This is a genomic window from Patulibacter medicamentivorans, from assembly GCF_000240225.1.
Taxonomy (GTDB): Bacteria; Actinomycetota; Thermoleophilia; order Solirubrobacterales; family Solirubrobacteraceae; genus Patulibacter; species Patulibacter medicamentivorans.
The window spans coordinates 1-23,819 of record NZ_AGUD01000313.1 but is presented as its reverse complement, the minus strand read 5'-3'; the positions used below and the strand labels follow the sequence as shown (position 1 = coordinate 23,819).

The window sequence follows — 23,819 nt, the reverse complement described above, 5'->3', positions numbered from 1 at the left end:
GGCGGCGTCCGCGAGCGCCGCCGCCGGCAGCGCCAGGCCGACGGCCCCGCGCCGCAGCGCGCCCCGCAGGTCGGCCGGCCGCGGATCGCGGGCCGCGACCGCCGCCCAGACGCCGAACGGCTCGCCCAGCGCCAGCGCCGCGTCCTGCCAGGTGGCGAGCAGCTGGCGCTCCTCGTCGACCGGCAGCGCGTCGAGCCCGAGCGCCAGCGGCGGCACCAGCAGGGCCCGGTCGATGGCGGCGGCGAAGAGCCCACCGGCCCGCCGGTCGAGGTCGATCTGCCCCTCGTCGATCGGGTACGGCGGCTCGCCGGGAAGCAGCAGCGCCCACTCGCCCTCGGCCTCGCGGACCGTCCGCGGCCCCTCGGTGCGGGCGGAGAGCGCCGCCAGGAACGGCTCCGGCCACGCGTGCTGGTGCAGGTCGGTCGCGAGGGCCATTGGCCGAATCTAGCAAACCGGGTCCGATTTAGGGAATTAGACGCCGAGGTGGTCCAGGACCCGTCAATCGGGCGCCCACGAGCGCAGCATCTGCCGGATCGAGACCGCGATCACGTCGCGCCGCTCGGGCTCGTGCGCCAGGTGGTCCAGCAGCAGCCCGTCGACCATCGACGCCATCGCCCGGCCGTCCCGCTCGGGCTCGGTCGAGCCGGCCGCCAGCACCAGCGGCACGCAGAGCCGCCAGAAGATCGCCGCCGCGCCGCTCATCCGCTCCCGCAGTCGCGGGTCGCGGACCGCGGCCAGCTCGAACTCCATCCGCGCCAGGTGCATCTCGCGGTTGTCGTCCATCCAGGCCAGCAGCGCGTCGACGAACGGCTCGACGTCGAGCTGGGCGTCGCGCGGCGCCATCGCCACCGCCAGCCGGTGGGCGATCTCCGAGACCTCCGCCCGGCAGCGCTCGACGAGCCGCTCGACCATCGCCTCGACCAGGCCCTCGCGGCTGTCGAAGTAGTAGGTCACCGACCCGTGCGGCACCCCGGCGGCCCGCTCCACGGAGCGGTGGGTGACCGCCTGGAGCCCCCCCTCGGCGACCAGCCGCAGCCCCTCCTCCACCAGCAGCTCGCGGCGATCGGGGGGCGTCGTCACAGCGCGGACCACCTGTGCAGTATCGCACGGTTCCTTGACGGTCGGCGACGGATCTTCTACAAACGTAGAACAAATTCTCCAACTGGAGAACCGCTGCCGTCCCGACCGGAGGTCCCCGTGCCCACCCGTGCCCCAGCCGCGCCCGTGCTGATCCTGCTGATGGCGTGCGTCGCCCAGTTCATGCTGATCCTCGACGACACGATCGTGAACGTCGCGCTGCCGACCGTCGGCGAGGAGCTGGGCTTCTCCGAGTCGTCGCTCTCGTGGGTGGTCAACGCCTACTTCCTGACCTTCGGCGGCTTCCTCCTGATCGGCGGCCGGATCGCCGACCGGGTCGGCCCGCGGCGGATGTTCACGATCGCGCTCGCGGCCTTCGCGGGCGCCTCGGCGCTCTGCGGCCTGGCCTGGGAGCCGGAGGTGCTGGTCGGCGCCCGGGCGATCCAGGGCCTCGCGGCCGCGATGCTCTCCCCCGCCGCCCTGTCGATCCTGCTGGCGACCTACCGCGAGGAGCCGGGTCGCGGTCGCGCGCTGTCGGTCTGGGCGAGCCTGATCGGGCTCGGCGCGGCGACCGGGCTGCTGGCCGGCGGCGTGATCGTCGAGCTGCTCGACTGGCGCTGGGTCTTCCTGGTCAACCTGCCGATCGCGCTCCTCGCCCTGGTGCTGGTGCCGCGGATCGTCCCGGCCGACGACCAGCGCGACGCGCGGACCTCGCCGAACGTGATCGGCGCGACGCTCGGGACGCTGGCCCTGCTGCTGCTCGTCTTCACCGTCGTCGAGACCGAGCACGCCGGCTGGACGTCGACCCGGACGCTGCTGGGCTTCGCCGGGGCGCTGCTGCTGGCGGTCGCCTTCGTCGCCAGCGAGCGGCGGTCGGCGTCGCCGCTGCTGCCGCCGGCGCTGCTGCGCCGCCGGCGGGCGATGGTCGCCAACGCGGCCGTCTTCCTCGGCGCCGGCGGGCTGCTGGCGATGTTCTTCTTCCAGACCCTGTTCATGCAGCGGGTGCTGGGATGGTCGGCGCTCAGCACCGGGCTGGCGTTCCTGCCGTTCAGCGCGACGATGGGCGTGATGTCGGCGATCGCCGGCAGGTTCCTGATGCGGATCGATCCGCGGCTGCCGATCGGCGTCGGGCTGCTCGCGGCCGGCGGCGGCCTGTGGCTGATGAGCACCCTGACCCCGGCCAGCTCCTACGCCGGCCACCTGATGCCGTCGCTGATGCTGACCGCGGGCGGTCTCGGGATCGGCTTCGTGGTGCTGATGGACCTGGCCACCGGCGGCGCCGAGGATCGCGACGGCGGCCTCGCGTCGGCGCTGCTGACGACCGGCCAGCAGGTCGGCGGCGCGATCGGGATCGCCGCGATGGTGACGATCGCGACGACCCGCACCGAGAGCGCGCTCGCCGACCGGATCGCCCCGCCGCAGGCCCTGACCGACGGCTTCACCGCCGCCTTCCAGGTCCAGGCCGGCGTGATGGCGGCCGCCGCGGTGCTGGCCGTGGCCCTGCTGGGACCGGCAGCGCGGCGGAGCCGGGCCGCGACGACGCAGGCACTGGCCGGCGAGGCCACGACCTGAGGTGGCGTCAGCCCGACGCCCGCGCCGAGAGTGGCGTCAGCTGGCCGCGCCTGGCGCAGTCAGCTGACGCCACCGCCGCGGAGGGCGGGCAACTGACGCCACCGCCCTTCGCCGCGCGTCAGATCCCGGCCGCGGTCCCGGTTCCGCCGGCCGGCGGGGCGGACTCGACGACCTCGTCCTCCCACTCGACGGCCCCGCCGAGGGCCGCCGACTTGACCACCTTGAGCGACAGCAGCGCGCACTTGACGCGGGTCGCGGAGATCTCGATCCCGAGCAGGTCCATGATGAAGTCCTGGTCGAGCTTGAGCAGCTCGTCGACCGACTTGCCGACCAGCTCCTCGGACGCCATCGAGGCCGCGGCCTGGCTGATCGCGCAGCCGTGGCCGTCGAACTTGACCTCGGTCACCCGCCGATCGTCGTCGACTCGCAGCATCACCTTCAGCTGATCGCCGCAGAGCGGGTTCTTGTCCTCGTACTCGAGGTCCGCGGGATCGAGGACCCCCCAGTTCCGTGGACGCTTGTAGTGGTCGAGGATGTTCTCGCGGTAGAGCTCGTCCATGACGCTCTCCATGGTCGCAGGTACGGGTCGCCGCACCGCTGCGACGCGGCTCGGCCGCCGCGGCGTGACGCCGTGCGGGCCGCTCGCCGGCGTCCGCGCGTGACCGAAACGCCACCTACGGCCACAACGACCACAACGCTGACGGGGACCGTCGACCGCCCTACCTTCGCGTCCGACCTCGGGGCCAGGGACCCCGGGGACGAGGGAACCGGGAGCCGCGCAGGAGCGACTCCGCACCGTTCGGAGGAGGGACGAGATGTCCGCAGCAACCGTGGGAACCGCCGCGCCGCCAGCGCGCACGCCGTGGCACCGGCGCCTGTACTTCTGGGTCCTGGTCGGGATCCTCGCCGGGGGCGTGCTCGGCGCCCTGGCACCCGGCTTCGGCGCCAGCCTCGAGCCGATCGGCAGCTCGTTCGTGAGCCTGATCAAGATGGTGATCGCGCCGGTCGTCTTCTGCACCGTCGTCGCCGGCATCGGGTCGCTCGACTCGCTGCGCAAGGTCGGCCGGATCGGCGGCAAGTCGCTGCTCTACTTCGAGGTCGTCACGACCCTGGCGCTGGCGCTCGGGCTGATCGTGATGAACGTCCTGCAGCCCGGCGACGGCGTCCACGCCGACCCGACGAAGATCGCGGTCAGCGACACGGTCTCCGGCTTCATCACCCAGGGCGAGCACCAGCACTGGTACGAGCCGCTGACCCACATGATCCCGTCGAGCGTGGTCGGGGCGTTCGCCGACGGCGACATCCTCCAGGTGCTGTTCTTCAGCGTCCTCTTCGGGGTCGCGCTGAACCTGATGGGGCCGACCGGCAAGCCGATCGCCGCCGGCATCGACACGCTCGCCCAGGCGTTCTTCCGGATCGTGCGGATCGTCATGTACGCCGCGCCGATCGGGGCCTTCGGGGCGATGGCCTACACGGTCGGCGAGTACGGGACCGAGGCGCTGACGAGCCTGCTGCGGCTGATCCTGATCTTCTACGGCACCTCGCTGTTCTTCGTCCTCGTCGTGCTCGGCGGGATCGCCTGGCGCAACGGGGTCAACATCCTCAAGCTGATCCGCTACTTCAAGGACGAGCTGCTGGTGGTGCTCGGGACCAGCTCGTCGGAGTCGGTGCTGCCGAACGTGATGCGCAAGCTCGAGCACCTCGGCTGCTCGAAGCAGGTCGTCGGCCTGACCGTCCCGACCGGCTACTCGTTCAACCTCGACGGGACCGCGATCTACCTGACCCTGGCCGCGCTGTTCGTCGCCCAGGCGCAGGACGTGACGCTGTCGCTCGGCGCCCAGCTGGGACTGGTCGGGATCCTGATGCTGACCTCGAAGGGCGCCGCCGGCGTGACCGGATCGGGCTTCATCGTGCTGGCGGCGACGCTCTCGTCGCTGGGGACGGTGCCCGTCGCCGGGATCATGCTGATCTTCGGGATCGACAAGTTCATGTCCGAGTGCCGGGCGCTGACCAACACGATCGGCAACAGCGTCGCCAGCATCGTCGTCGCCCGCTCCGAGGGGCAGTTCGACGAGGCCAAGGCGCGGCGGGTGCTGGACGGCCTGGAGCCCTATCGCGCCCCGCAGCTGGCGCCCGCGGACGACGGTCCGGCGACCGCGCCGGTGCCCGCCGACGCGCCGCGCCCGCAGCCGCACGGGGCGCTGGTCCCGGGTGCCGGCACGGCCTGATCCGGGCGTCCCGGGAGCGTCCCCGCGACGCTCCCGGGACGACGACCGGCGCGGCCGCTCCCGCGGGGCGGCCGGCGGCTGGCACCATGCGCTCATGCCGCGGGCGCGCTGGAGCGGTTGGAGCCTCGCCCGCCGGCTGCTGGTCCTGCAGCTGGCGGTCGTCGCCGTGGTCGTCGCGATCGGGGCGCTGATCACGATCGACACCGCCCGCGACGGGACCTACGAGCGGCACCGCGACCGCTCGCTCGCCGTCGCGCGGACCCTGGCCGGCGAGCCGGCGGTCCGGCAGGCGCTCGCCGGCCCCGACCCGACGGCCAGCCTGCAGCCGCTGGCCGAGCGCGTGCGGCGGACCACCGGCGTCTCCTTCATCACGATCATGCGCCCCGACCGGACGCGCCTGACCCACCCCGACCCCGCCCAGATCGGCCGCCCGTTCGTGGGCCGGATCGATCCGGCGCTGCGCGGCCGCACGTTCACCGAGCGCTACACCGGGACCCTCGGCCCGTCGGTGCGGGCGGTCTCGCCGGTCTACGACACCCGCGGCCGGATCGTGGGCCTGGTCGCCGTCGGCGTGCTGCTGGACCGGATCGGCGACCTCGCCGCCGACCAGGTCCCGCGGCTGCTGCTGCTCGCGCTGGCGACGTTTGCGATCGGCGGGACGCTGTCGCTGCTGCTGGCGCGACGGATCCGGCGCCAGACCCTCGGGCTCGGGCCGGAGCGGATCGCGGCGCTCTACCAGCACCACGACGCGACCCTCCACGCGATCCGCGAGGGCGTCCTGGTGACCGATGCCGGCGGCCGGCCGCTGCTCGTCAACGACGAGGCCCGCCGGCTGCTGGACCTGCCGGACGGCGAACCGGACGCGCTCGACGGCGGCTCGCGGCTCGACGAGCTCGTGCACGACCCCGGGCTGCGGGCCGTGATCGCCGGCGACCGGCCGCTGCGCGACGAGACGCTGCTGGTCGGCGACCGGGTGCTGCTGGTCAGCCACGCGCCGACGTCGATCGACGGTCGCGCCGCCGGATCGGTGACCACGCTCCGCGACCGCACCGAGCTCGAGGCCCTGTCCCGCGAGCTGGACGCGGTCCGCGGGATGGCCGACGCGCTGCGCGCCCAGTCCCACGAGGCCGCCAACCGGCTGCACACGATCGTCGGCCTCGTCGAGCTGGGACGCACCGACGAGGCGATCCGCTTCGGCAGCGACCAGGCGGCCGTCGCCGGCGAGCTGCTGGCCCGGCTCGAGGAGCGGATCGACGAGCCGGCGCTGGTCGCCCTGCTGCTGGGCAAGGTCGCCACGGCCGGCGAGCGCGGCAGCGTCCTGCGGATCGCCGACGACAGCGCCGTGCCCGCGACCGGGCTACCGGCGGCGGACCTCGTGACGATCGTCGGCAACCTGGTCGACAACGCCCTCGACGCCGCCGCCGGACGCCCCGACCCGGCGGTCGAGATCGACCTGCGACGGGACGGGGCGACGGTCGTCGTGGTCGTCGCCGACCGCGGTCCCGGACTGCCTCCCGGCGATCCGTCGCGGCTCTTCGAGCCGGGCTTCACCACCAAGCCGGCCGGTCCCGGCGGCCGCGGGATCGGGCTGGCCCTGGTCGCGCGGACCGCGCGCCGGCTGGGCGGCAGCGTGGTCGCCCGCGACCGTCCCGGCGGCGGCGCCGAGGTCACCGTCCGGCTGCCGCTGCCGCACGCCGCGTCCCCGCCACCCGCGAGGATCGACCCGTGATCCGGACGCTGATCGTCGACGACGACGCCCACGTCGCCGACGTCCACCGCGCCTACGTCGAGCGGCTCGACGGGTTCGCGGTCGCGGCGGTCGTCCACCGCGGGACCGAGGCGCTCGAGGTCGTCGCCGCCGGCGGCGTCGACCTGGTGCTGCTGGACCTGTACCTGCCGGACCTCCACGGGCTCGAGGTCTGCCGGCGGCTGCGAGCCCAGGAGACGCCCGCGCGGGGTCCCGTCGACGTGATCGCGGTGACCGCCGCGCGCGACGTCCGGACGGTCCACCAGGCGCTCGGCCAGGGCGTGGTCCAGTACCTCGTCAAGCCGTTCACGTTCGCGGCCTTCCGCGACAAGCTCGAGCGCTACGCCGCCTTCCGCAGCCGGGTCGTCGACGACCGCGAGGCCGACCAGGCGACGGTCGACGCGCTGTTGGGCGGGCTCCGCGGATCGCATGCGGCGCCGCTCCCGAAGGGCCTGTCGAAGCCGACCTACGAGCTGGTCGCCGCGACCCTGCGCGAGGCCGGCGAGGAGCGCTCGGCGGTCGAGGTCGCCGCCGCCTGCGGGCTCTCGCGGGTGACGGCGCGGCGCTACCTCGAGCACCTGGTCGGCGAGGGCCGCGTCGAGCTCGGGATGCGCTACGGCAGCTCGGGACGGCCCGAGCACCGCTACCGCTGGGGCGCCTGAGACCGCGGGCTTCACGGTCGGGCAACACCGGCCGGCGGGGCAGCCGCGAGCCTGCGGGACGATGCGACCCGTCCCCCGCTCCCTCCCCCTGGCCGCCGCCGCCCTGGCGCTGCTGGCCCTGCCCGTCGCGGCGACCGCCGACCGCGGCCACGGCCGTTCCCCCGCCGACGGCCCGGGCGCCACGCGTCCCGACCGCGGCGACCGCGCGCCGACCCTGCTGGCCCGCGCGACGCTCTCGGCGACCCTCTACCTGCCGGGCCCGGCCTCCGGCGCCGCGCTCGGCAGCGCTCCGATCAACGGCGTCACCCCGCCGTTCCCGGGCCAGCCGATCCCCGGCTTCTCCGGCGTCCTGGTCGAGCGCGACGGCGACGTCCTCGGGCTGGCCGACAACGGCTTCGGCAGCAAGGCCAACTCCGCCGACTACCTGCTCCAGGTCGACCGCGTGCGGCCGCGCTGGCGGACCCGCTTCGGCGGCGACGGCAGCGTCCGGGTGATCGACCCGATCCGCCTCAGCGACCCGTTCCGCAAGGTCCCGTTCCCGATCACCCGCGACGACCGCCAGCTGACCGGCGCCGACTTCGACATCGAGTCGATCCAGCCGGGCCGCCGCGGCACGTTCTGGATCGGCGACGAGTTCGGCCCCTACCTGCTGCAGGTCGACGGTCGCGGCCGGCTGCTGCGCGCGCCGATCCCGCTGCCGGGCGTCAAGAGCCCGCAGAGCGCCGAGCTGGCCCCGGGCGAGAGCCCGACCCTGCCCGCCAGCGGCGGCTTCGAGGCGATGGCCGAGCTGCCCGGCGGCCGCACCCTGCTGCCGATCACCGAGAAGGCCCTGATCGGCGACGGCGATCCGCAGCGGCGGCTGATCCACGAGTTCGACGTGCGGACCGGGCGCTACAGCGGTCGCACCTGGACCTACCGGACCGACCTGCCGACGACGCTGGTCGCCGACGCCCAGGCGCTGGACCGCCACCGCCTGCTGGTGCTCGAGCGCGACGACTTCGAGGGCGCCAAGGCGCTGGTCAAGAAGCTCTACGTGGTCGACCTGCGGCGGACCGCGCCCGACGGCTCGCTGGTCAAGACCGAGGTCGCCGACCTGCTGCGCCTGCGCGACCCCGGCGTGACCGCCGCGACCGCCGGCGTCTTCGGCCTCGGCGACCCGTTCTCGTTCGCCCTCCAGTCGGTCGAGTCGGTGCTGCCGCTGGGCGGCGGCCGGGTGCTGGTGGCCAACGACAACAACTTCCCGTTCTCCAACGGGCGGACCACCGGCAAGCCGGACGACACCGAGCTGATCGTGGTCGACGTTCCCGGGCTGCGGGGTCGCTGAGGGCGCCGCGGGTGGCGGCGGCCGCGCCGCCGCCACCCGCCGACGGCGCAGGATCGTCGGGTTCGCCGCTCGGCGCGGTCAGGTGGCGGTCAGGCCGGCGACGAACAGCCGCACGAGGTCCGCGATCACCGTCTCCAGGTCCGCCGGGTCGGCGCCGTCGGCCCAGTCGGTCAGCAGGAAGCTCGTCGCGCCCATCAGCGCCGTCCAGGTGCGAGTCAGGTCGCGATCGGCGACCGCCCCGGCCGCCGACAGCCGCGCGCTCTCCGCGCCCAGCACGGCCGCCAGCGGCGCCCCGGCGGTCCGGCGGCGGGCGCCTCCGTCGCCGCCGGCGGCGTAGGCCAGCACGAAGTGGACGCGCGACGCGCGCGGGTCGGCGACGAACGGCGCCGCGTAGGCGCGCAGGGCGGCGTCGATCCGTCCGGCGAGATCGGCCGGGCCGGCGTCGAGCGCTCGCCGGACCCCCTCGGCGGCTCCGGCGACGATCCGGGCGTCGAGCGCCAGCAGCACCTCCTCGGCGCTGGAGAAGAGTGCGTAGAAGTGCCGGGTCGTGACCCGCGCCCGGCGGCAGAGCTCCTCGATCGAGGCGGTCGCCGCCGGATCGCCGAACAGCTCGAGGCCGGCGTCGAGCAGGCGCTCGCGCCGCTCCTGGTCCCGTTCGGCTGCGGTCTTGCCGCCGTAGCGCCGGCCGGGTGACGGGTCCTGCGCCATCGCCGGGGACCCTAGCGCCGCACGGGTCGACGGCCGGCCGGCGGCCGAGGAAGTCCCACGCGCCGTTCGCCGTCCGCTAGCGTCGACATTCGACAAGATATCTTGTCGCTTTGGTCCGGAGAGCTTGGAGGAGCCGCAGATGACCACGTCCGAGAACACCCCTGCCGTCACCCGGCGAGCCGCGCTGGCGGGCGCCGCGACGGCCGCCGCCGGGATCGCGCTCGGAGGTCCGCCGATCGCCCGGGCCGCCCGCCACCGCTGGCCGTCCGCCGCGCTCTCGGCCGCACAGGCGCGCCGGATCGACCCCGACCAGTTCCTGCCGGCGAGCCAGCTGCGCAGCTGGCAGTCGCAGCTCGACGGGCTCGGCCTGCGGGCGACGGCCTCGCGCGCCGAGGGCCGCTACATCGACCAGAGCGCCGCCCGGCTGGAGCGGGCCGGGGTCGCGGGCGTCCACCTGGAGTCGCTGTCGATCCAACGCTGGACGCCACGCCGCTGGTCGCTCGAGGTCGGCTCCGGCACCGCCGCCCGACCGCTGCCGACGGCGGCCTACATCCCCTACTCCGGGAGCCTGCCGCCCGGCGGAGTCGCGGCGCCGCTGGCGCTCGTCGACCCCCGCACGCCGCCCGCGCCGGGATCGCTGACGGGCAAGATCGCGGTCTTCGAGGCGGCGGCGCTGCCGGCCAGGATCGGGCTCTTCCTGCAGCTGGCGATCGGGACCTACGACCCCGGGCGCGTGCTCTCGCCGAGCTCGCCCTACGTGCGGCCGTGGCTGAACGGCGTGGTCGCCAGCCTCGAGCAGATCCAGGCCGCCGGCGCGGTCGGCGTGGTCGGGATCCTCGACCTGCCGGGGGGGGGCGGCCGCTGGCTCCTACTTCCCCTACGACGGAGCGCTGCGCCACGTCCCGGGCGTCTACGTCGACCGGACCGTCGGCGCCCAGCTGCGGACCCTCGCCCGCGAGGGGGCGACCGCGCGACTGCAGCTCGAGGCGGACGTCGCGCGGGCCCGCACCCACAACGTGGTCGGCCTGATCCCGGGCGCGAGCCGCGAGCTGGTGGTGCTGCACTCGCACACCGACGGCACCAACGGCCTCGAGGACAACGGCCCGAACGCGATCGTCGCCATCGGCCAGTACCTGGCGCGGCTGCCGCGCCACGCGCTCGGCCGCTCGGTCCTGATCCTGCTGACCAGCGGCCACTTCTACGGCGGCGTCGGCGTGCGGTCGTTCCTGCGCCGCCACCACGACGACCAGGTCCGCCGGATCGCGGCCGCGATCACCCTCGAGCACCTCGGCGCCGACGAATGGGGGCCACGCGCCGACGGCTCGCTCGGCGCGACCGGCAACCCGGAGCCCGCGGGGTTCTTCCTGCCTCGTTCGCGGGCCCTCGCCGACGAGGCCCTGGCGGCCGCGCGACGCGCGAAGGGCACCCCGACCTTCGTCGCCCGCCCGATGAACGAGAAGCCCGACGGCCCCAACCACGCGGCGTGGCCCGGCGAGGGGCAGTACCTGTGGGCCGAGGGCCGGATCCCGACCGCCAACTACATCACCGGCCCGACCTACCTGCTGAACCACGGGATCACCACCACCGACCGCGTCGACGCCCGCCGGATGCGCCGCGAGGCGATGGCGTTCGCGGCGATGGCGGTGCGGCTGGGGCGCGTGCCGCGACGGCGCCTGCGGGCCGAGGACGTGCCGATCGCGTGACGGCCGGCGCGCCCGCTCGAGAGCGGCTCGCGCGACCTGCGCGAGCCGCTCAGCCGAAGATCGACTGCACCCGCCCGATCGACGCCACCAGCGCGTCGATCTCCCCGCGGGTGGTGTGGGCGGCGAAGCTCGCGCGGGTCGTCGAGGGGATCCCGAGCGCGCGGTGGAGCGGCTCGGCGCAGTGCTGGCCGGCGCGGACGCAGACGCCGTCGCGGGCGATGATCTCGGCGACGTCGTGGGGGTGGACGCCGGCCATCGCGAAGGCGGTCAGGGCGCCGCGCCCGGCCGCGTCGCGCGGGCCGACGACGTCGATGCCCTCGATCGCGCCCAGCTGCTCGAGGGCGTAGGCGGTGATCGCCTGCTCGTGGGCGTGGACGGCGGCCGGGCCGCCGATCGCGCCGACCCAGTCGCAGGCCGCGGCCAGGCCGACCGCCTCGATGATCGGCGGAGTGCCGGCCTCGAAGCGGTGGATCCCGTCGGCCCAGCTGGTCTCCTGGAAGTCGACGATCCGGATCATGTCGCCGCCGGTCAGGAAGGGCGGCATGCCGGCCAGCAGCTCGCGGCGAACGTGCAGGACGCCGATGCCGGTCGGGCCGTAGAGCTTGTGGCCGGTCCAGCCGTAGAAGTCGGCGTCGAGCGCGGCGACGTCGACCGGCATCTGCGGCACCGCCTGGGCCCCGTCGACCAGCACCAGCGCGCCGGCGTCGTGGGCGCGGCGGACGACCTCGGCGATCGGGTTGATCGTGCCGAGCACGTTCGAGACGTGGGCCAGCGCGACCAGCTTGACCCGCCCGCCGGCCAGGAACTCGTCGAGCTGCTCGAGCCGGATCCGGCCCTGCTCGTCGAGCTCCAGGTAGCGCAGCGTCGCGCCCTGGGCGATGCACAGCTGCTGCCACGGCACCAGGTTGGCGTGGTGCTCCATGTGGGTGATGACGACCTCGTCGCCCGCCCCCACGTTGGTCCGGCCCCAGCTGTGGGCGACCAGGTTGATCGACTGCGTGACGCTGCCGGTGAAGATCGTCTCGCGGGCGGTCGAGCCGACGAACGCGGCGACCGTCTCGCGCGCGGCGTCGAACGCCGCGTCGGCCTCGCGCGCCAGCACGTGGACGCCGCGGTGGATGTTCGCGTAGTGCGAGCCGCCGAACGCGTACATCGCGTCGAGCACCGCCCGCGGCTTCTGCGCGCTGGCCCCGCTGTCGAGGTAGACGACGTCGTCCTCGCGCTCCAGATAGGGGAACTGGGCGCGGACCGCATCGACGTCGAGGGAGGGCACGTCGGTCGTGGCGGCGGACTCGGTGAGGGGGGCGGAGTCGTGCACGCCGCAAATCCTACCGCGGTGGGCGGAAAACCCCCGGGGCCGGTCGGTCACGGGTTGGGCCGGGACGAACGACCACCCGATCGTGACGTTCCGGTCGCTCGGCGTCCGGAACGTCGCAGACGGCGCGGGGCGGCGCTCGCCGAGGACGGCGAGCCTCCCCCGCGAATCCCTCAGGCCCGCGCGGCGACCTCGTCGCGGATCTTGCCGTAGCCCTCGGCCTCGATCTGGGTGACCAGCTCGGGGCCGCCCTCCTTGACGATCCGGCCGTCGACCAGGATCGAGACCCGGTCGGGCTTGATCAGGTGGAGGATCCGCTGGTAGTGGGTGATGATCAGGGCGCCGAGGCCCGTCTCGGCCTTGACGGCGTTGACGGCGGCGGAGACGACGTTGAGGGCGTCGACGTCGAGGCCGGAGTCGGTCTCGTCGAGGACCGCGACCTGGGGCCGCTGGAGCGCCAGCTGGAGCATCTCCAGGCGCTTCTTCTCGCCGCCCGAGAAGCCGTCGTTCAGGTAGCGCGAGCCGAACTCCTTCGGCACGTTGGTCTGGGCCATCGCGGCCTCGACGACCTTGCGGAAGTCCTTCAGCGAGATCTCGGACTCGCCGCGCTCCTCGCGGTGGGCGTTGATGACCATCCGCAGGTACTTGACGATCGTCACGCCCGGGATCGCGACCGGGTACTGGAAGGCCATGAAGAGGCCCTTGCGCGCCCGCTCGTCGGGATCGGCCTCGGTGATGTCCTCGCCCTGCCAGATGACCTGCCCCTCGGTGACCTCGAGCTGCGGGTTGCCCATGATCACGTTGGCCAGCGTCGACTTGCCCGACCCGTTGGGCCCCATCAGGGCGTGGATCTCGCCCTGGTTCACCGTCAGATCGAGACCCCGGAGGATCTGCTTCTCGCCGGCGCTCACGTGGAGGTTCTTGATCTCGAGGTCAGCCATGGGTCTCAGGGTCGGTGGTGAGGGTGGGGTGGTGCGTTCGTGACTCGGTGCCGCGGCCGGCGACCCGCTCGGGCGCCGGACCGGATGGCCGCCGGGCGCTCAGACGGCCGTCGTGGCGGGGGCGCTGCGCACGTCGAGCAGCGGCGGCTCGCCGTCGCCCGGCGCCTGGAAGCGGACCAGCTCGGCGAGCGTCGTCCGCTGCAGGGCGCTGAACACGCCGCCCTGCACCCGCGTCCACAGCAGCTTGGTGGCGCAGCCGGTGCCGTCGTCGTCGAGGTGCGAGCAGAGCACCCGCTCGCCCTCGCGATCGTCGACGAAGCAGGACATCGGCGCCACCGCGCCCTCGAGCGCGACGATCACCTCGTCCATCCGGATGTCCGTCGCGGGGCGGGCCAGGCGGTAGCCGCCGTGCGCGCCGCGCGTGCTCTCGACCAATCCGGCGCGGCGCAGCAGGGCCACGATCCGCTCCAGGTAGGCCAGGGGCAGCCGCTCCGTATCGGCGACCGTCTTGAGGGAGACGGGCTCGTCGTTCGGCAGCTCTCCCAGGCGCACCATCAGACGCACCCCGTACTCGGCCTTGGTCGTGAAGATCACGGTGCGGAAAGCCTACCAGCGCGGTCGGAGTGACCCGGGCCCGAGCCGCCGTCCCGCCCGATCGTCGGATATGCTCGGCGTCGTCATGAGCGTGCTCGCCGCCACCAGTGGGACCACCTACACGATCTGGCTGATCGTCCTCTGGTTCATCCTGATCCCGGGCTTCGCGGGTGCCGCGATCTTCTACGCGCTGGCCCAGGTCGCCGGGGAGCGGGCCGAGAACCAGGCCTACGCCCGCGGCCAGCGTCAGGACGACGCGGACGTCGTCGTCACCGACGCCTGAGCCGACGCTCCCGCGGCGCCAGCCGCGTTCCTCCGCTCCCGGCCCCGCCGGAGCGGTCGCAACGGGCCCCGGACGGGGCCCGTCGTCGTTCCGGGATCAGCCGCCGAGCGCCGCCGCGTCGACCGACTCGCCGGCCTGCAGCACGGCCCGCGCGGCGTCCAGGTCGCCACCGCCGTTGAACGAGGCGTAGCCGCGGGCGCGGTCGCCCTCCAGGAACCAGACGGCGAAGCGGTCCTCGTCGAGGCTGCCCTGGATCACGGTCCGGTCCCAGCGACGGGCCGGGCCGAGCGACTCGAAGCTGACCCAGTCGGCCAGGTCGCTGAAGAAGTACGGGACCTCGGCGAACGGCGCGTCCTCGCCGAGCCACTGGCGAGCGACGTAGGCGCCCTGGGCTGCGGCCGCCTCCTCGTGCTCGATCCGGACCCGCTCGCCGTGCAGCACCGAGTCGTACTCGCAGATGTCGCCGGCGGCCCAGATCCCGGCCGCCGAGGTCCGCAGCCGGTCGTCGCAGCGGATGCCGCCGCTCTCCCCCAGCTCGAGCCCCGCGCGCTTGGCCAGCATCGCGTCCGGCTGCGCGCCGACGCCGGCGACGACGATGTCGGCCGCCACCGCCGTGCCGTCGGCCAGCACCACCGAGGCGACGCGCCCCTCGCCGTCGCCGCCCTCGGCGTTGCGGAAGCCGACCACGTCGACCCCGCCGCGGACCTCGACCCCGCCGGCCTCGAGCCGCGACCGCACCCAGCGGCCGATCTCGCTCCCGAAGGTCCGCTCCAGCGGCTCCGACTCCTGCATCAGGATCGTGGCCGGGGTGCCGGTCGCGGTCAGGCTGGCGGCGACCTCGCAGCCGATGTAGCTGCCGCCGACCAGCACCACCCGCGGGCGGCCGTCGGGCTCGGCCTCGGCCGCGTCGGCGAGGTCGCCGCGGATCGTGTCCGAGTTGCGCAGCGAGCGCAGGTAGTGGATGCCCTCGAGGCCGGAGCCGTCGACCGACAGCCGCCGGACCATCGCCCCGGTCGCCACCAGCGCGCGGCCGAAGGCCAGCTCCTCCTTCGTCTGGAGCTTGGCGACCTTGGCCCCCGCGTCGAGCGACAGCACCCCGGTCCGCAGCCGCAGGTCGACGGCGTTCTCCTCCCACCAGCCCTCGGGCAGGATCAGCGCCTCGGCCTGGTCCTGCTCGCCGCGCAGGTGCTCCTTCGATCCCGGAGGACGGTGGTACGGCGCATCCAGCTCGCGGGTCGCCAGCACGACGCTGCCGTCGAAGCCGCCCTCGCGCAGGGCGCGAGCCGCGGACGCCGCCGCGATCCCTCCGCCGATCAACAGGACGTCCGTGCGCGACTCGCTGCTCATGGGCGCGAACCTAGCACCGCCTGACAGCGCGTCATCGAGCGGTCGGCGCGAACCCGCCGACCGGGGTCAGGCCCGGCGCGGACCGCGGCGGACCAGTGGCCGCGAGCCGGCCGCGGTCACGAACGCCGCCGCCCGCTGCGGATGCCCGAGCAGCCAGCCCTGGCCGATGCTGGCGCCGAGCTCGCGGACCGCCGCCAGCTGCTCCGGCCGCTCGATCCCCTCGGCGACGACCTCGAGCCCCAGCTGCTCGGCGACCGTCACCAGCGCCTTGACCATCACCCGGTCGTCGTGGCCCTCGTCGCTGTCGAGCCCGGAGACGAACGAGCGGTCGATCTTGACCAGCGCCCCGGGGATCCGGCGCAGCTGCTTGAGCGACGAGGCGCCGACGCCGAAGTCGTCGATCGCGACCCGGGTGCCGAGCGCCCGCAGGTCCTCGAGCACGCCGATCGTGCGGTCGTCGACCAGCACGTCCTCGGTCACCTCCAGGCAGAGCCGCTCGGCGGGCAGCCCGTGGAGCGCCAGGTTGTCGGCCACCGTCGGCACCAGGCCCGGGTCGTGGATCTGGCGCGGCGAGAGGTTGACCGAGACCACCAGGCCCGGGATCGCGGCGGCCGCGGCGCAGGCCTCGCTGAGCACCAGGTAGCCGAGCGGCACGATCAGGCCGCTCTCCTCGGCGACCGACAGGAACCGCCCCGGCAGCAGCATCCCCTGCGCAGGATGGCGCCAGCGGACCAGCGCCTCGGCACCCCACAGGCGATCGCTCTCGAGGTCTACCAGCGGCTGCAGGTGGACCTCGAACTCGCCACGGCGGTAGAGGGCGCGGCGCAGGTCCTGCTCGATCCGGACCCGGTCGAGGCTGCGCTCGCGGAGGCCCTCCTCGAACAGCTGGATCCGGGCGCGGCCGCCCTGCTTGGCCTCGAACATCGCCAGGTCCGCCTCGCGCACCATCGACTCGCCATCGCCGAGGCGATCGTTGATCGCGACGCCGGCCGACGCCGTGACGACGACCTCTCCGCCATCGCTGAGCGGGATCGGGCGCTCGACCAGGTCGAGGGCGTCCTGCGCCCGCGCCAGCACCTCGGCCGGCGACCCGACGTCGGTCAGCAGCAGCACGAACTCGTCGCCGGCGAAGCGTGCGGCGAGCCCGTCGCGGCCGATCGAGTACCGCAGGCGCTCGCCGATCGCCCGCAGGACCGCGTCGCCGACCGTGTGCCCGAGCGTGTCGTTGATCCCCTTGAAGCGGTCGACGTCGACGAACAGCAGCGCCACCGGCTTCCCCTCGCCGTGGCGCAGGCGGTCGAGGCTGCCGATCAGCCCGCTGCGGTTGAGCAGGCCGGTCAGCTCGTCGTGCTCGGCGCGATGCTCCAGCTCGCGGACCGAGGTCGCCAGCCGGTGCGTCAGCCCGGCGTTCTCGTGCAGCGCGACGACGTGGCGGAACCCGAGGACGGCGATGATCACGGCCGAGCCGGCGACCATCGGAACATCGGCGTCCCCGCGGATCGCCGCCACCAGTAGCACGCCGGCGACCGGCATCAGGAACAGGTACGGGAGCGTCAGCCACCAGAGCCAGCCGCGCGGCGCCCCGCGACCGCGGCTGCGCTCGGCACCCGGGGCGATCCAGGCGCCGATCGCGAAGATCGCCAGCGCCAGCGCCCAGCCGATCTCGGTCAGGGCGGCCGGCGCGGCGTGGCCGGGCAGGAACTGGAAGCCGCGCCCGACGTCGGACACGAGCAGCAGCGTCAGGGCGATCACCGCGGCGGCGACGGTCCAGCGCAACGAGCGCCGGGCGCGCAGCAGGGCCAGCAGCCCGAGCGCCATCGCGGTCGCGTCGCAGCCGAGGTAGGCCAGCGCGAGCCCGCGCGACGGCGTCGCCTCGAGTCCGGCGTCGACGAACGGCCGCAGCACCAGGTACCAGCCGACGAGGCCGGTGGCGCAGCCGATCGCGATCCCATCGAGCAGGATCCGGCCCGCCTGGGAGCGATCTCGCGGCGGGCGGGCGAACAGCAGCACGCCGACGATCGCCAGCGGCGCCACCAGCAGCGACGGCACGTCGAAGACCGTCGGCGTGCCCAGCCGCGCCGTCATCTGGGGGTCGACGGTGACGGCGGTCGTCGTCACCAGCGCGGCGACCGCGGCGCCGCCGAGGCTGATCCAGCCGGCACGCTCCGGTCCCGGCGGGGTCCGCCGGGCGCGCCGCAGGGCGCCCCAGAGCGCCAGCAGCACCAGCCCCGTCTCGGCCAGGCGCAGCGTCACGTTCGCGACCGAGCCGCCGGCGGCCGCCGGCCGCAGCACGGCCATCAGGCAGGCCAGGCCTCCGAGCACCGCGACCAGCTGCAGGATCCGCATCGGGACCCGCTGCGACACGATCGCGGCCGCCCATCGCAGCGACATCGCTCTCCCCATGACCCCGACCACGATGGAGCCATCGTAGTCCTGTGACGAGCCGCACGGACATTCGTCGGATCGGCCGCCGCCGCCGACCGGGCGCGCCGCCGCTTGCGTTCCGTGACCAGGACGGATAGGGATAGCCACGGACATGGATCGCGCTGGGGCGATCCGGCCGTCCAACGACCCCACACAGGAGGGGAGCACCAGTGAACCGTCTCCGAAGCAGGTGGCTGGCCGCGGGAGCAACCGCAGTCCTGGCCACGGGCCTCGTCGCGTGCGGCGACGACAAGAAGGACAGCGGCGGTGGCGGAGGCGGTGGCGGCAGCGATGTGGCCAATGCCTCCTTCGACCTGACGATCGGCGACATCGTCCCGCTGACCGGCGATCTCAACACGTACGGCCCAGGCGGCGACAAGGCCGGCAAGATCGCGGTCGAGCAGCTGACCGCCGCGCTCAAGCAGGACGGCATCAGCGGCGTCAGCTTCAAGAACGTGGCCGCCGACGACGAGTCGAAGCCGACCTCCGCCCCGCAGGCCGCCAGCAAGCTGACCAACGACGGCGCGACCTGCCTGGTCGGCGCCTACGCGTCGGCCAACACGCTCGCGCTCGGCAACGGGATCGCGGTCGACAACGAGGTCCCGCTGATCTCGCCCGCGTCGACCAGCCCGGAGCTGACCGGCCTGCAGGACGACGGCTTCGTCTGGCGAACCGCGATTTCCGACGCCCGCCAGGGCAAGGTGCTCTCGGACGCGATCGCCAAGCAGCTCGGCGGCGCGACCGGCAAGACGATCTCGATCGGCGCCCGCAACGACGCCTACGGCGAGGGCATCGCCAAGGCGCTCAAGGGCGAGTGGGAGAAGGCCGGCGGCAAGGTCACGGGCACGGTGCTCTACGACCCCAACCAGCCGTCCTACAACTCCGAGGCCGGCAAGATCGCGGGCAACGGCAGCGACTCGGCGTACGTGATCGTCGACTTCCCGGAGACCTTCGCGAAGGTCGCCCCCGCGCTCGTGCGGACCGGCAAGTGGGACGCCAAGAAGGCCTGGTACACCGACGGCCTCGCGGTCGCCGGCGGCGCGGCCGAGCTGAAGAAGCAGAACATCCCGGTCGCGGCGATCGACGGCTCCAACGGCACGCGGCCCGCCGCGGACTCGAAGACCGCCGGTGCCAAGACGTTCGCCGAGCTCTACGCGGCGTCGAAGGCGTCGCCGACCGGTGAGCCGCCGACGTTCGCCGCCCAGAACTTCGACGCCCACGTGCTCTGCGGCCTCGCCGCGATCGCCGCCGGGTCGAAGGACGGGACCGCGATCAAGGACAAGCTCAAGGCCGTCTCCGGCGCGCCCGGCACCAAGTACGGCCCGGGCCAGCTGGCGCAGGCGATCAAGGACCTGCGAGCGGGCAAGGACATCGACTACGACGGCGCCTCGGGGCCGATCGACTTCGACGACGCCGGAGACCCGACCGCGGGCAGCTACGACATCTACACCTACGAGGGCGCTGACCTGAAGGTCACCGACACGGTGCAGATCGGCGGCTGACCGCCGCCGGGTCGCTCGCGCCGGGTCGGCCGGCGCGAGCGACCGCACGACCTCCAGGGCCTCGCGGCGTCGCCGCGGGGCCCTCGTCGTTCCCGGACGCGGCGGCTACTGGGCGTGATCGCCGGGCAGCGGCGCGGTGGCCGGGTCCTCGAGCCGGTCGACGCGGGCGCCGCCCAGGTACAGCTCGGCGACCTTCGGGTCGTGCAGCAGCTCCTGGCCCGGGCCCTCGAAGCGCTGCTGGCCGAGGTCGAGGACGTAGCCGCGGGTGCTCATCCCCAGCGCCCGCTTGGCGTTCTGCTCGACCATCAGGATCGTGACGCCGGAGCGGTTGATCTCGACCACGCGCTCGAAGATCGCCTCGACGAACCGCGGCGCCAGGCCGGCGGAGGGCTCGTCGAGCAGCATCATCTCGGGATCGGGCACCAGCGCCCGCGCCATCGCGACCATCTGCCGCTCGCCGCCGGACATCGTGCCGGCCAGCTGGCGGCGGCGCTCGCCGAGCCGCGGGAACAGCGAGTACATCCGCTCGACCCGCTCCCCGACATCGACCTTGCGGTTCGACAGCGCCCCCAGCTCCAGGTTCTCCTCGACGGTCATCGAGGGGAAGACGTTGTCGGTCTGCGGGACGAAGGTGCAGCCCAGGCGGCAGACGCTGTGCGGCGCCAGCCCGGCGATCGAGTCGCCGCGCAGCGTGACGTCGCCGGAGCGCGGCTTCAGCAGCCCGAAGACCGACTTCAGGAGCGTCGACTTGCCGGCGCCGTTGGGGCCGACGATCGTGACGATCTCGCCCTGGTCGACGTAGATCGAGGTCCCCCGCAGGATGTCGACGCCCGGCAGGTAGCCGGCGACGACCTCGTGCACCCGCAGCAGCGGCTCGCGGGCCGGCGCCCCGTCGTCCGCGGCGGCGGTTTCCGTCTGCTCGGCCGGCTCGCTCATCAGCCACCCGCCCCGCCGAGATAGGCGTCGATCACGCGCTGGTCGCGGCGGACCTCGTCCGGGGTCCCGTCGGCGATCACGCGCCCCTGGGCCATCACCACGACCTGGTCGGAGTTCGCCATCACCGCCTCGAGGTCGTGCTCGACGAACAGGAAGGTCATCCCGCGCTCGGTCCGCAGCCGCTGCATGTAGGCCATCAGCTCGCGGCCGAGCGTCGGGTTGACGCCGGCCATCGGCTCGTCCAGCAGCACCATCCGCGGCTCGGTCATCAGCGCGCGGGCGAACTCCAGCAGCTTGCGCTGGCCGCCCGACAGAGTGCCGGCGTAGTCGTCGGCCTTGGTGTCCAGGCGGAACAGCGCCAGCAGCTCCAGCGCCTGCTCGCGCAGCTGCTTCTCGCGGGCGCGGGTGCCGAACGGGAACAGCGCCCCGGCCAGGCTCTCGCCACGCTGGTGCGGCGCGGCCAGCAGCATGTTGTCGATCACCGGCATCGCCGTCAGCGCCCGGGTCAGCTGGAAGGTGCGGGCGATCCCGGCCCGCGCGACGGCGTACGGGGGCTTGCGGAAGATCGAGCGGCCGGCGAACGTCACCGCTCCGCGATCGGGCGGGTAGAAGCCGGTGACGGCGTTGAAGAGCGACGACTTGCCGGCGCCGTTGGGTCCGATCAGCGAGGTGACCGTGCCCTCGCGGACCGCGAACGTCGCGCCGTCGACCGCGCGGATCCCGCGGAAGTGCTTGACGACGTCGGTGACCTGCAGCAGCACCGCGCCGCCGGCGCCCGGCGGCAGGTCCCCGGCCGCCGGGGTCGGGCCGACCCGCGGGATCGCGTCCGGCAGCTCGGCCGTGGCGATCGGAGCCTCGTCGGGCGTCGGGTCAGTCACCGAGGACCATCTCCTCGCGCTTGCCGAAGACGCCCTGCGGTCGGAACGCGACCAGCAGGATGATCACCAGGCCGACGATGATGAAGCGCATCGACGAGGTCTGGGACTCGGTCAGGCCGAAGTCGATCAGGCGCGTCGCCTCGAGCACGAACTGGACGATCAGCGCGCCGACCGCGACGCCCCACCAGCTGGTCAGCCCGCCGAGGATCAGGACCGCGTAGCCGATGAACGTGTAGAGCGGCAGGTAGTTGTCCGGCGCGACGTTCGGGGTCTGCAGCGCCAGCAGGATCCCGGCGAAGGCGCCGACCGCGGCGGCGATCCCGAGCGACTGGAGCTTGAAGCGGAGCGTGTTCTTGCCCATCGCGCGGGCGGCGTCCTCGTCCTCGCGGATCGCCCGCAGGACGCGGCCCCAGGGCGACTTCGTCAGGTGGCGCAGGAGCAGCAGCAACAGCAGCGCCGCGATCCAGGTCACGATCAGCAGCGGCATCTGGTTGAACTCGACGCCGCCCATCCCGATGCCGTCGAGGACGTCGTGGCGGACGTCCCGGGAGAAGCTGCGCCAGGTCGCGACGTAGTCCTGGACGCCCTGGTTGCCGTGGGTCAGGCCGCGGGCGTTCTGGGCGATGTAGCGGACGATCTCGCTGAAGGCGATCGTCGCGATCGCAAAGAAGTCGGCCCGCAATCGGAGCGTGATCACGCCGAGCACGACCGCGACGCAGACCGCGAACCCGATCGCGACCGGGATCGCCAGCCAGAAGCTCCAGTCGGCGTCGGAGACCAGCAGCGCCATCACGTAGGCGCCGATCGCGGCGAACCCGATCTGCCCGAAGTTCTGGATCCCGGTGAAGCCGACGTTCAGCTGCAGGCCGAGGGTCAGGACCGTGTAGATCCCGGCCAGCACGCCGACGCCGACCCAGAAGTCGGCCCCGTTGAAGAAGTCGAACGAGATCGCCAGCGGCAGCAGCTCGTGCATCGCGGCCTACACCCGCCCCGCCGTGCCGAAGATGCCCTGGGGCCGGACGATCAGCATGATGATCAGGACCGAGAAGCCGATCGCGATCTTCCAGTTGGCGTCGACCAGCAGCGTCGACCACTCCTGGACCAGGCCGATCAGCAGCCCGCCGACGAGCGCCCCGTAGGCGTTGCCGATCCCGCCCAGGATCACCGCGGCGAACAGCGACAGCAGCAGCCGGAAGCCGAACTCCGGGGTGAACGAGTTGGCGGCCATCGCCGCCAGCACCCCGGCCAGGCCCGCCACGCCGGCCGCGAACAGCCAGGTCACCGAGACGATCCGGCCGGTGTCGATGCCGGTCGTCTCGGCCAGGGAGCTGTTGTCCGAGAGCGCTCGCATCTGCCGTCCGAGCGTGGTCCGGGCGAGGATGATCGCGGTCGCCAGGATCAGGACGACGCCGACGATCATCACCACCAGCTCGACCCGCGCCAGCCGCAGGTCGAGGATCGTGACCACCGCGGTCGTGTCGATCCCGTAGTTCTTGTTCTCGGTCCCGGCGACGAACTGGATCCCGTAGCGGAGCACGAACGCCAGCCCCAGCGACATCAGCATCAGCTGGAACGCGCCGGCCCCCTTGCGCCGCATCGGCCGCCACATCCCGAGTTCGAACAGCAGCCCGAGCACGGCGCTGACCAGCATCCCGAAGGCGACCGCCACGACGAACGGCAGGCCGAGGGTGACCTTGCCCAGCAGCGCCGCGTAGGCGCCGAAGGTCAGCATGTCGCCGTGGGCGAAGTTCGTCAGCTTGAGCGTCCCGTAGACGAGCGTCAGGCCGACCGCGCCGAGCGCGACGTAGCTGCCGGAGACGAGCCCGTTGACCGACGCCTGGCCCCAGGCGTGCAGGCCCTCCCCGAGCACGAGCGCCAGCGACACGGCGACGAGGACCGCCGCGGTGATCAACAGGGGGCGGTCGCGCAGCCGACGATCCTCGTCGACATCCGCGACGGGCGCCCCCGCCGTGGCGACCACCTCGCTCATGGCCGGGCACCGTACCCGATCGGTCGCCGCTGCTGGGGGCGTTTTCACCCGCCCTCCCCGAGGGTGGACGACGCCCTCCCTCCCCACACCATCCCGTGCGCGTGGGCCCGCGCCCGCGCCCGGCCGCACGAGCGCAACACGGGCCGCCGGGCGCCGTGCGAGGATCGCGCCGATGCCCCAGGCCGCCGCCCCGCTGCGTCACGCGATCGTCCCCGCCGGCGGCCGCGGCACCCGGATGCGACCGCTCAGCGTCGCCGTCCCGAAGGAGCTGCTGCCGGTCGGCCGGCTGCCGGTCGTCGAGCACGTGGTCGGCGAGCTGGCCGCCGCCGGCGTCGAGCACGTGACGATCGTGACCGCGACCGGCAAGCACGCGCTCGAGGATCACCTGGAGGCGCGGGCCGCCGAGCACGGCGACTGGCCGGCGCTGGCCGCCGTCCGCCAGCCCGTCCCGCGCGGCCTCGGCGACGCGATCCTGCGGGCCGCCCCGTGGTGCGGCGACGAGCCGTTCGCGATCGCCCTCGGCGACGCGCTGCTGCCCGCCGACGGGGCGCTCGTCCGACGGCTCGGGGCGGCGATCGCCGCCGGTGC

General features: G+C 73.8%; 21 protein-coding genes and 1 pseudogene. 9 read left to right on the top strand and 13 right to left on the bottom strand.

Annotated elements, in window-relative coordinates; genetic code table 11:
- Both PAI11_RS27645 and PAI11_RS22685 read right to left on the bottom strand, forming a co-directional pair.
- A pseudogene (locus PAI11_RS27645) lies at positions 1-435 on the bottom strand (amidohydrolase); the annotation flags it as partial.
- A gap of 63 nt (positions 436-498) precedes the next feature.
- Entirely contained in the window at positions 499-1,092 is a 594-nt protein-coding gene (locus PAI11_RS22685) for a TetR/AcrR family transcriptional regulator (RefSeq protein WP_007579157.1), read from the bottom strand.
- Between the two features lie 105 nt (positions 1,093-1,197).
- On the opposite strand from PAI11_RS22685, the gene PAI11_RS22680 reads away from it, so the two are divergent.
- Positions 1,198-2,649 carry an MFS transporter gene (locus PAI11_RS22680; RefSeq protein WP_138974504.1) on the top strand — a complete coding sequence of 484 codons (1,452 nt, stop codon included), beginning with the start codon at positions 1,198-1,200 and terminating at the stop codon, positions 2,647-2,649.
- 118 nt (positions 2,650-2,767) lie between these two features.
- Here PAI11_RS22680 and sufU read toward each other — a convergent pair whose 3' ends face one another.
- Positions 2,768-3,208, bottom strand: a complete 441-nt coding sequence (gene sufU / locus PAI11_RS22675) for a Fe-S cluster assembly sulfur transfer protein SufU (protein WP_007579155.1) — start codon at positions 3,206-3,208, stop codon at positions 2,768-2,770.
- Positions 3,209-3,464: 256 nt separating this feature from the next.
- Between sufU and dctA the strand changes: the two genes are divergently transcribed.
- From dctA to PAI11_RS22655, 4 genes are all read left to right on the top strand, one after another.
- Positions 3,465-4,877 (top strand): C4-dicarboxylate transporter DctA, encoded by a 1,413-nt coding sequence (gene dctA, locus PAI11_RS22670; protein ID WP_007579154.1) that lies wholly within the window; start codon positions 3,465-3,467, stop codon positions 4,875-4,877.
- A 94-nt stretch (positions 4,878-4,971) separates the two neighbouring features.
- Positions 4,972-6,606 carry an ATP-binding protein gene (locus PAI11_RS22665; protein ID WP_007579153.1) on the top strand — a complete coding sequence of 545 codons (1,635 nt, stop codon included), beginning with the start codon at positions 4,972-4,974 and terminating at the stop codon, positions 6,604-6,606.
- The gene (locus PAI11_RS22660; RefSeq protein ID WP_007579152.1) at positions 6,603-7,286 is read left to right on the top strand and encodes a response regulator; all 684 of its coding nucleotides are present in this window, start codon (positions 6,603-6,605) and stop codon (positions 7,284-7,286) included. Before PAI11_RS22665 ends, PAI11_RS22660 begins: the two co-directional genes overlap by 4 nt.
- 61 nt (positions 7,287-7,347) lie before the next feature.
- The gene (locus PAI11_RS22655) at positions 7,348-8,610 is read left to right on the top strand and encodes an esterase-like activity of phytase family protein (protein ID WP_007579151.1); all 1,263 of its coding nucleotides are present in this window, start codon (positions 7,348-7,350) and stop codon (positions 8,608-8,610) included.
- Between the two features lie 78 nt (positions 8,611-8,688).
- On the opposite strand, the gene PAI11_RS22650 is transcribed toward PAI11_RS22655, so the two are convergent.
- On the bottom strand, positions 8,689-9,318 hold the full coding sequence (locus tag PAI11_RS22650) for a TetR/AcrR family transcriptional regulator (protein ID WP_007579150.1): 630 nt from the start codon (positions 9,316-9,318) through the stop codon (positions 8,689-8,691).
- Positions 9,319-10,334: 1,016 nt separating this feature from the next.
- Between PAI11_RS22650 and PAI11_RS25710 the strand changes: the two genes are divergently transcribed.
- Positions 10,335-11,021, top strand: coding sequence for a hypothetical protein (locus PAI11_RS25710; protein ID WP_007579149.1), 687 nt, complete (start codon positions 10,335-10,337; stop codon positions 11,019-11,021).
- 49 nt (positions 11,022-11,070) lie between these two features.
- On the opposite strand, the gene PAI11_RS22640 is transcribed toward PAI11_RS25710, so the two are convergent.
- The 3 genes from PAI11_RS22640 to PAI11_RS22630 all read right to left on the bottom strand — a co-directional run bounded on the left by PAI11_RS22640 (position 11,071) and on the right by PAI11_RS22630 (position 13,871).
- Positions 11,071-12,339, bottom strand: a complete 1,269-nt coding sequence (locus PAI11_RS22640; RefSeq protein ID WP_007579148.1) for an aminotransferase class V-fold PLP-dependent enzyme — start codon at positions 12,337-12,339, stop codon at positions 11,071-11,073.
- A gap of 170 nt (positions 12,340-12,509) precedes the next feature.
- On the bottom strand, positions 12,510-13,277 hold the full coding sequence (gene sufC, locus PAI11_RS22635; RefSeq protein WP_007579147.1) for a Fe-S cluster assembly ATPase SufC: 768 nt from the start codon (positions 13,275-13,277) through the stop codon (positions 12,510-12,512).
- Between the two features lie 99 nt (positions 13,278-13,376).
- Entirely contained in the window at positions 13,377-13,871 is a 495-nt protein-coding gene (locus PAI11_RS22630; protein WP_007579146.1) for an RrF2 family transcriptional regulator, read from the bottom strand.
- An 85-nt stretch (positions 13,872-13,956) separates the two neighbouring features.
- On the opposite strand from PAI11_RS22630, the gene PAI11_RS22625 reads away from it, so the two are divergent.
- Positions 13,957-14,154 (top strand): hypothetical protein, encoded by a 198-nt coding sequence (locus PAI11_RS22625; RefSeq protein WP_138974503.1) that lies wholly within the window; start codon positions 13,957-13,959, stop codon positions 14,152-14,154.
- Positions 14,155-14,250: 96 nt separating this feature from the next.
- Here PAI11_RS22625 and PAI11_RS22620 read toward each other — a convergent pair whose 3' ends face one another.
- On the bottom strand, positions 14,251-15,501 hold the full coding sequence (locus PAI11_RS22620; protein WP_007579144.1) for an NAD(P)/FAD-dependent oxidoreductase: 1,251 nt from the start codon (positions 15,499-15,501) through the stop codon (positions 14,251-14,253).
- 66 nt (positions 15,502-15,567) lie between these two features.
- On the bottom strand, positions 15,568-17,892 hold the full coding sequence (locus tag PAI11_RS22615; RefSeq protein WP_007579143.1) for a putative bifunctional diguanylate cyclase/phosphodiesterase: 2,325 nt from the start codon (positions 17,890-17,892) through the stop codon (positions 15,568-15,570).
- A gap of 203 nt (positions 17,893-18,095) precedes the next feature.
- Between PAI11_RS22615 and PAI11_RS22610 the strand changes: the two genes are divergently transcribed.
- Positions 18,096-19,427, top strand: a complete 1,332-nt coding sequence (locus PAI11_RS22610; protein ID WP_170320774.1) for an ABC transporter substrate-binding protein — start codon at positions 18,096-18,098, stop codon at positions 19,425-19,427.
- Positions 19,428-19,532: 105 nt separating this feature from the next.
- On the opposite strand, the gene PAI11_RS22605 is transcribed toward PAI11_RS22610, so the two are convergent.
- From PAI11_RS22605 to PAI11_RS22590, 4 genes are read right to left on the bottom strand one after another with little or no spacing between them, the layout of a single operon-like run.
- Positions 19,533-20,363 carry an ABC transporter ATP-binding protein gene (locus PAI11_RS22605; RefSeq protein WP_007579141.1) on the bottom strand — a complete coding sequence of 277 codons (831 nt, stop codon included), beginning with the start codon at positions 20,361-20,363 and terminating at the stop codon, positions 19,533-19,535.
- A complete protein-coding gene (locus PAI11_RS22600) occupies positions 20,363-21,241 on the bottom strand; it encodes an ABC transporter ATP-binding protein (protein WP_007579140.1) in 879 nt (292 codons plus the stop codon). The genes PAI11_RS22605 and PAI11_RS22600 overlap by 1 nt, the downstream gene beginning before the upstream one ends.
- Positions 21,234-22,214 carry a branched-chain amino acid ABC transporter permease gene (locus PAI11_RS22595; protein WP_007579139.1) on the bottom strand — a complete coding sequence of 327 codons (981 nt, stop codon included), beginning with the start codon at positions 22,212-22,214 and terminating at the stop codon, positions 21,234-21,236. Before PAI11_RS22595 ends, PAI11_RS22600 begins: the two co-directional genes overlap by 8 nt.
- A gap of 6 nt (positions 22,215-22,220) precedes the next feature.
- On the bottom strand, positions 22,221-23,231 hold the full coding sequence (locus tag PAI11_RS22590; RefSeq protein WP_007579138.1) for a branched-chain amino acid ABC transporter permease: 1,011 nt from the start codon (positions 23,229-23,231) through the stop codon (positions 22,221-22,223).
- 172 nt (positions 23,232-23,403) lie between these two features.
- Between PAI11_RS22590 and PAI11_RS22585 the strand changes: the two genes are divergently transcribed.
- Positions 23,404-23,819: sugar phosphate nucleotidyltransferase (locus PAI11_RS22585; RefSeq protein WP_170320773.1), on the top strand; the 416-nt coding region annotated here is incomplete at its 3' end.

Bases quoted from the DNA above. Each gene is read 5' to 3' on its own strand.
- sufU (WP_007579155.1), bottom strand. From the start codon at position 3,208: ATGGACGAGCTCTACCGCGAGAACATCCTCGACCACTACAAGCGTCCA.
- dctA (WP_007579154.1), top strand. From the start codon at position 3,465: ATGTCCGCAGCAACCGTGGGAACCGCCGCGCCGCCAGCGCGCACGCCG.
- PAI11_RS22665 (WP_007579153.1), top strand. From the start codon at position 4,972: ATGCCGCGGGCGCGCTGGAGCGGTTGGAGCCTCGCCCGCCGGCTGCTG.
- PAI11_RS22655 (WP_007579151.1), top strand. From the start codon at position 7,348: ATGCGACCCGTCCCCCGCTCCCTCCCCCTGGCCGCCGCCGCCCTGGCG.
- PAI11_RS22650 (WP_007579150.1), bottom strand. From the start codon at position 9,318: ATGGCGCAGGACCCGTCACCCGGCCGGCGCTACGGCGGCAAGACCGCA.
- sufC (WP_007579147.1), bottom strand. From the start codon at position 13,277: ATGGCTGACCTCGAGATCAAGAACCTCCACGTGAGCGCCGGCGAGAAG.
- PAI11_RS22625 (WP_138974503.1), top strand. From the start codon at position 13,957: ATGAGCGTGCTCGCCGCCACCAGTGGGACCACCTACACGATCTGGCTG.
- PAI11_RS22620 (WP_007579144.1), bottom strand. From the start codon at position 15,501: ATGAGCAGCGAGTCGCGCACGGACGTCCTGTTGATCGGCGGAGGGATC.
- PAI11_RS22615 (WP_007579143.1), bottom strand. From the start codon at position 17,892: ATGTCGCTGCGATGGGCGGCCGCGATCGTGTCGCAGCGGGTCCCGATG.
- PAI11_RS22605 (WP_007579141.1), bottom strand. From the start codon at position 20,363: ATGAGCGAGCCGGCCGAGCAGACGGAAACCGCCGCCGCGGACGACGGG.
- PAI11_RS22595 (WP_007579139.1), bottom strand. From the start codon at position 22,214: ATGCACGAGCTGCTGCCGCTGGCGATCTCGTTCGACTTCTTCAACGGG.
- PAI11_RS22590 (WP_007579138.1), bottom strand. From the start codon at position 23,231: ATGAGCGAGGTGGTCGCCACGGCGGGGGCGCCCGTCGCGGATGTCGAC.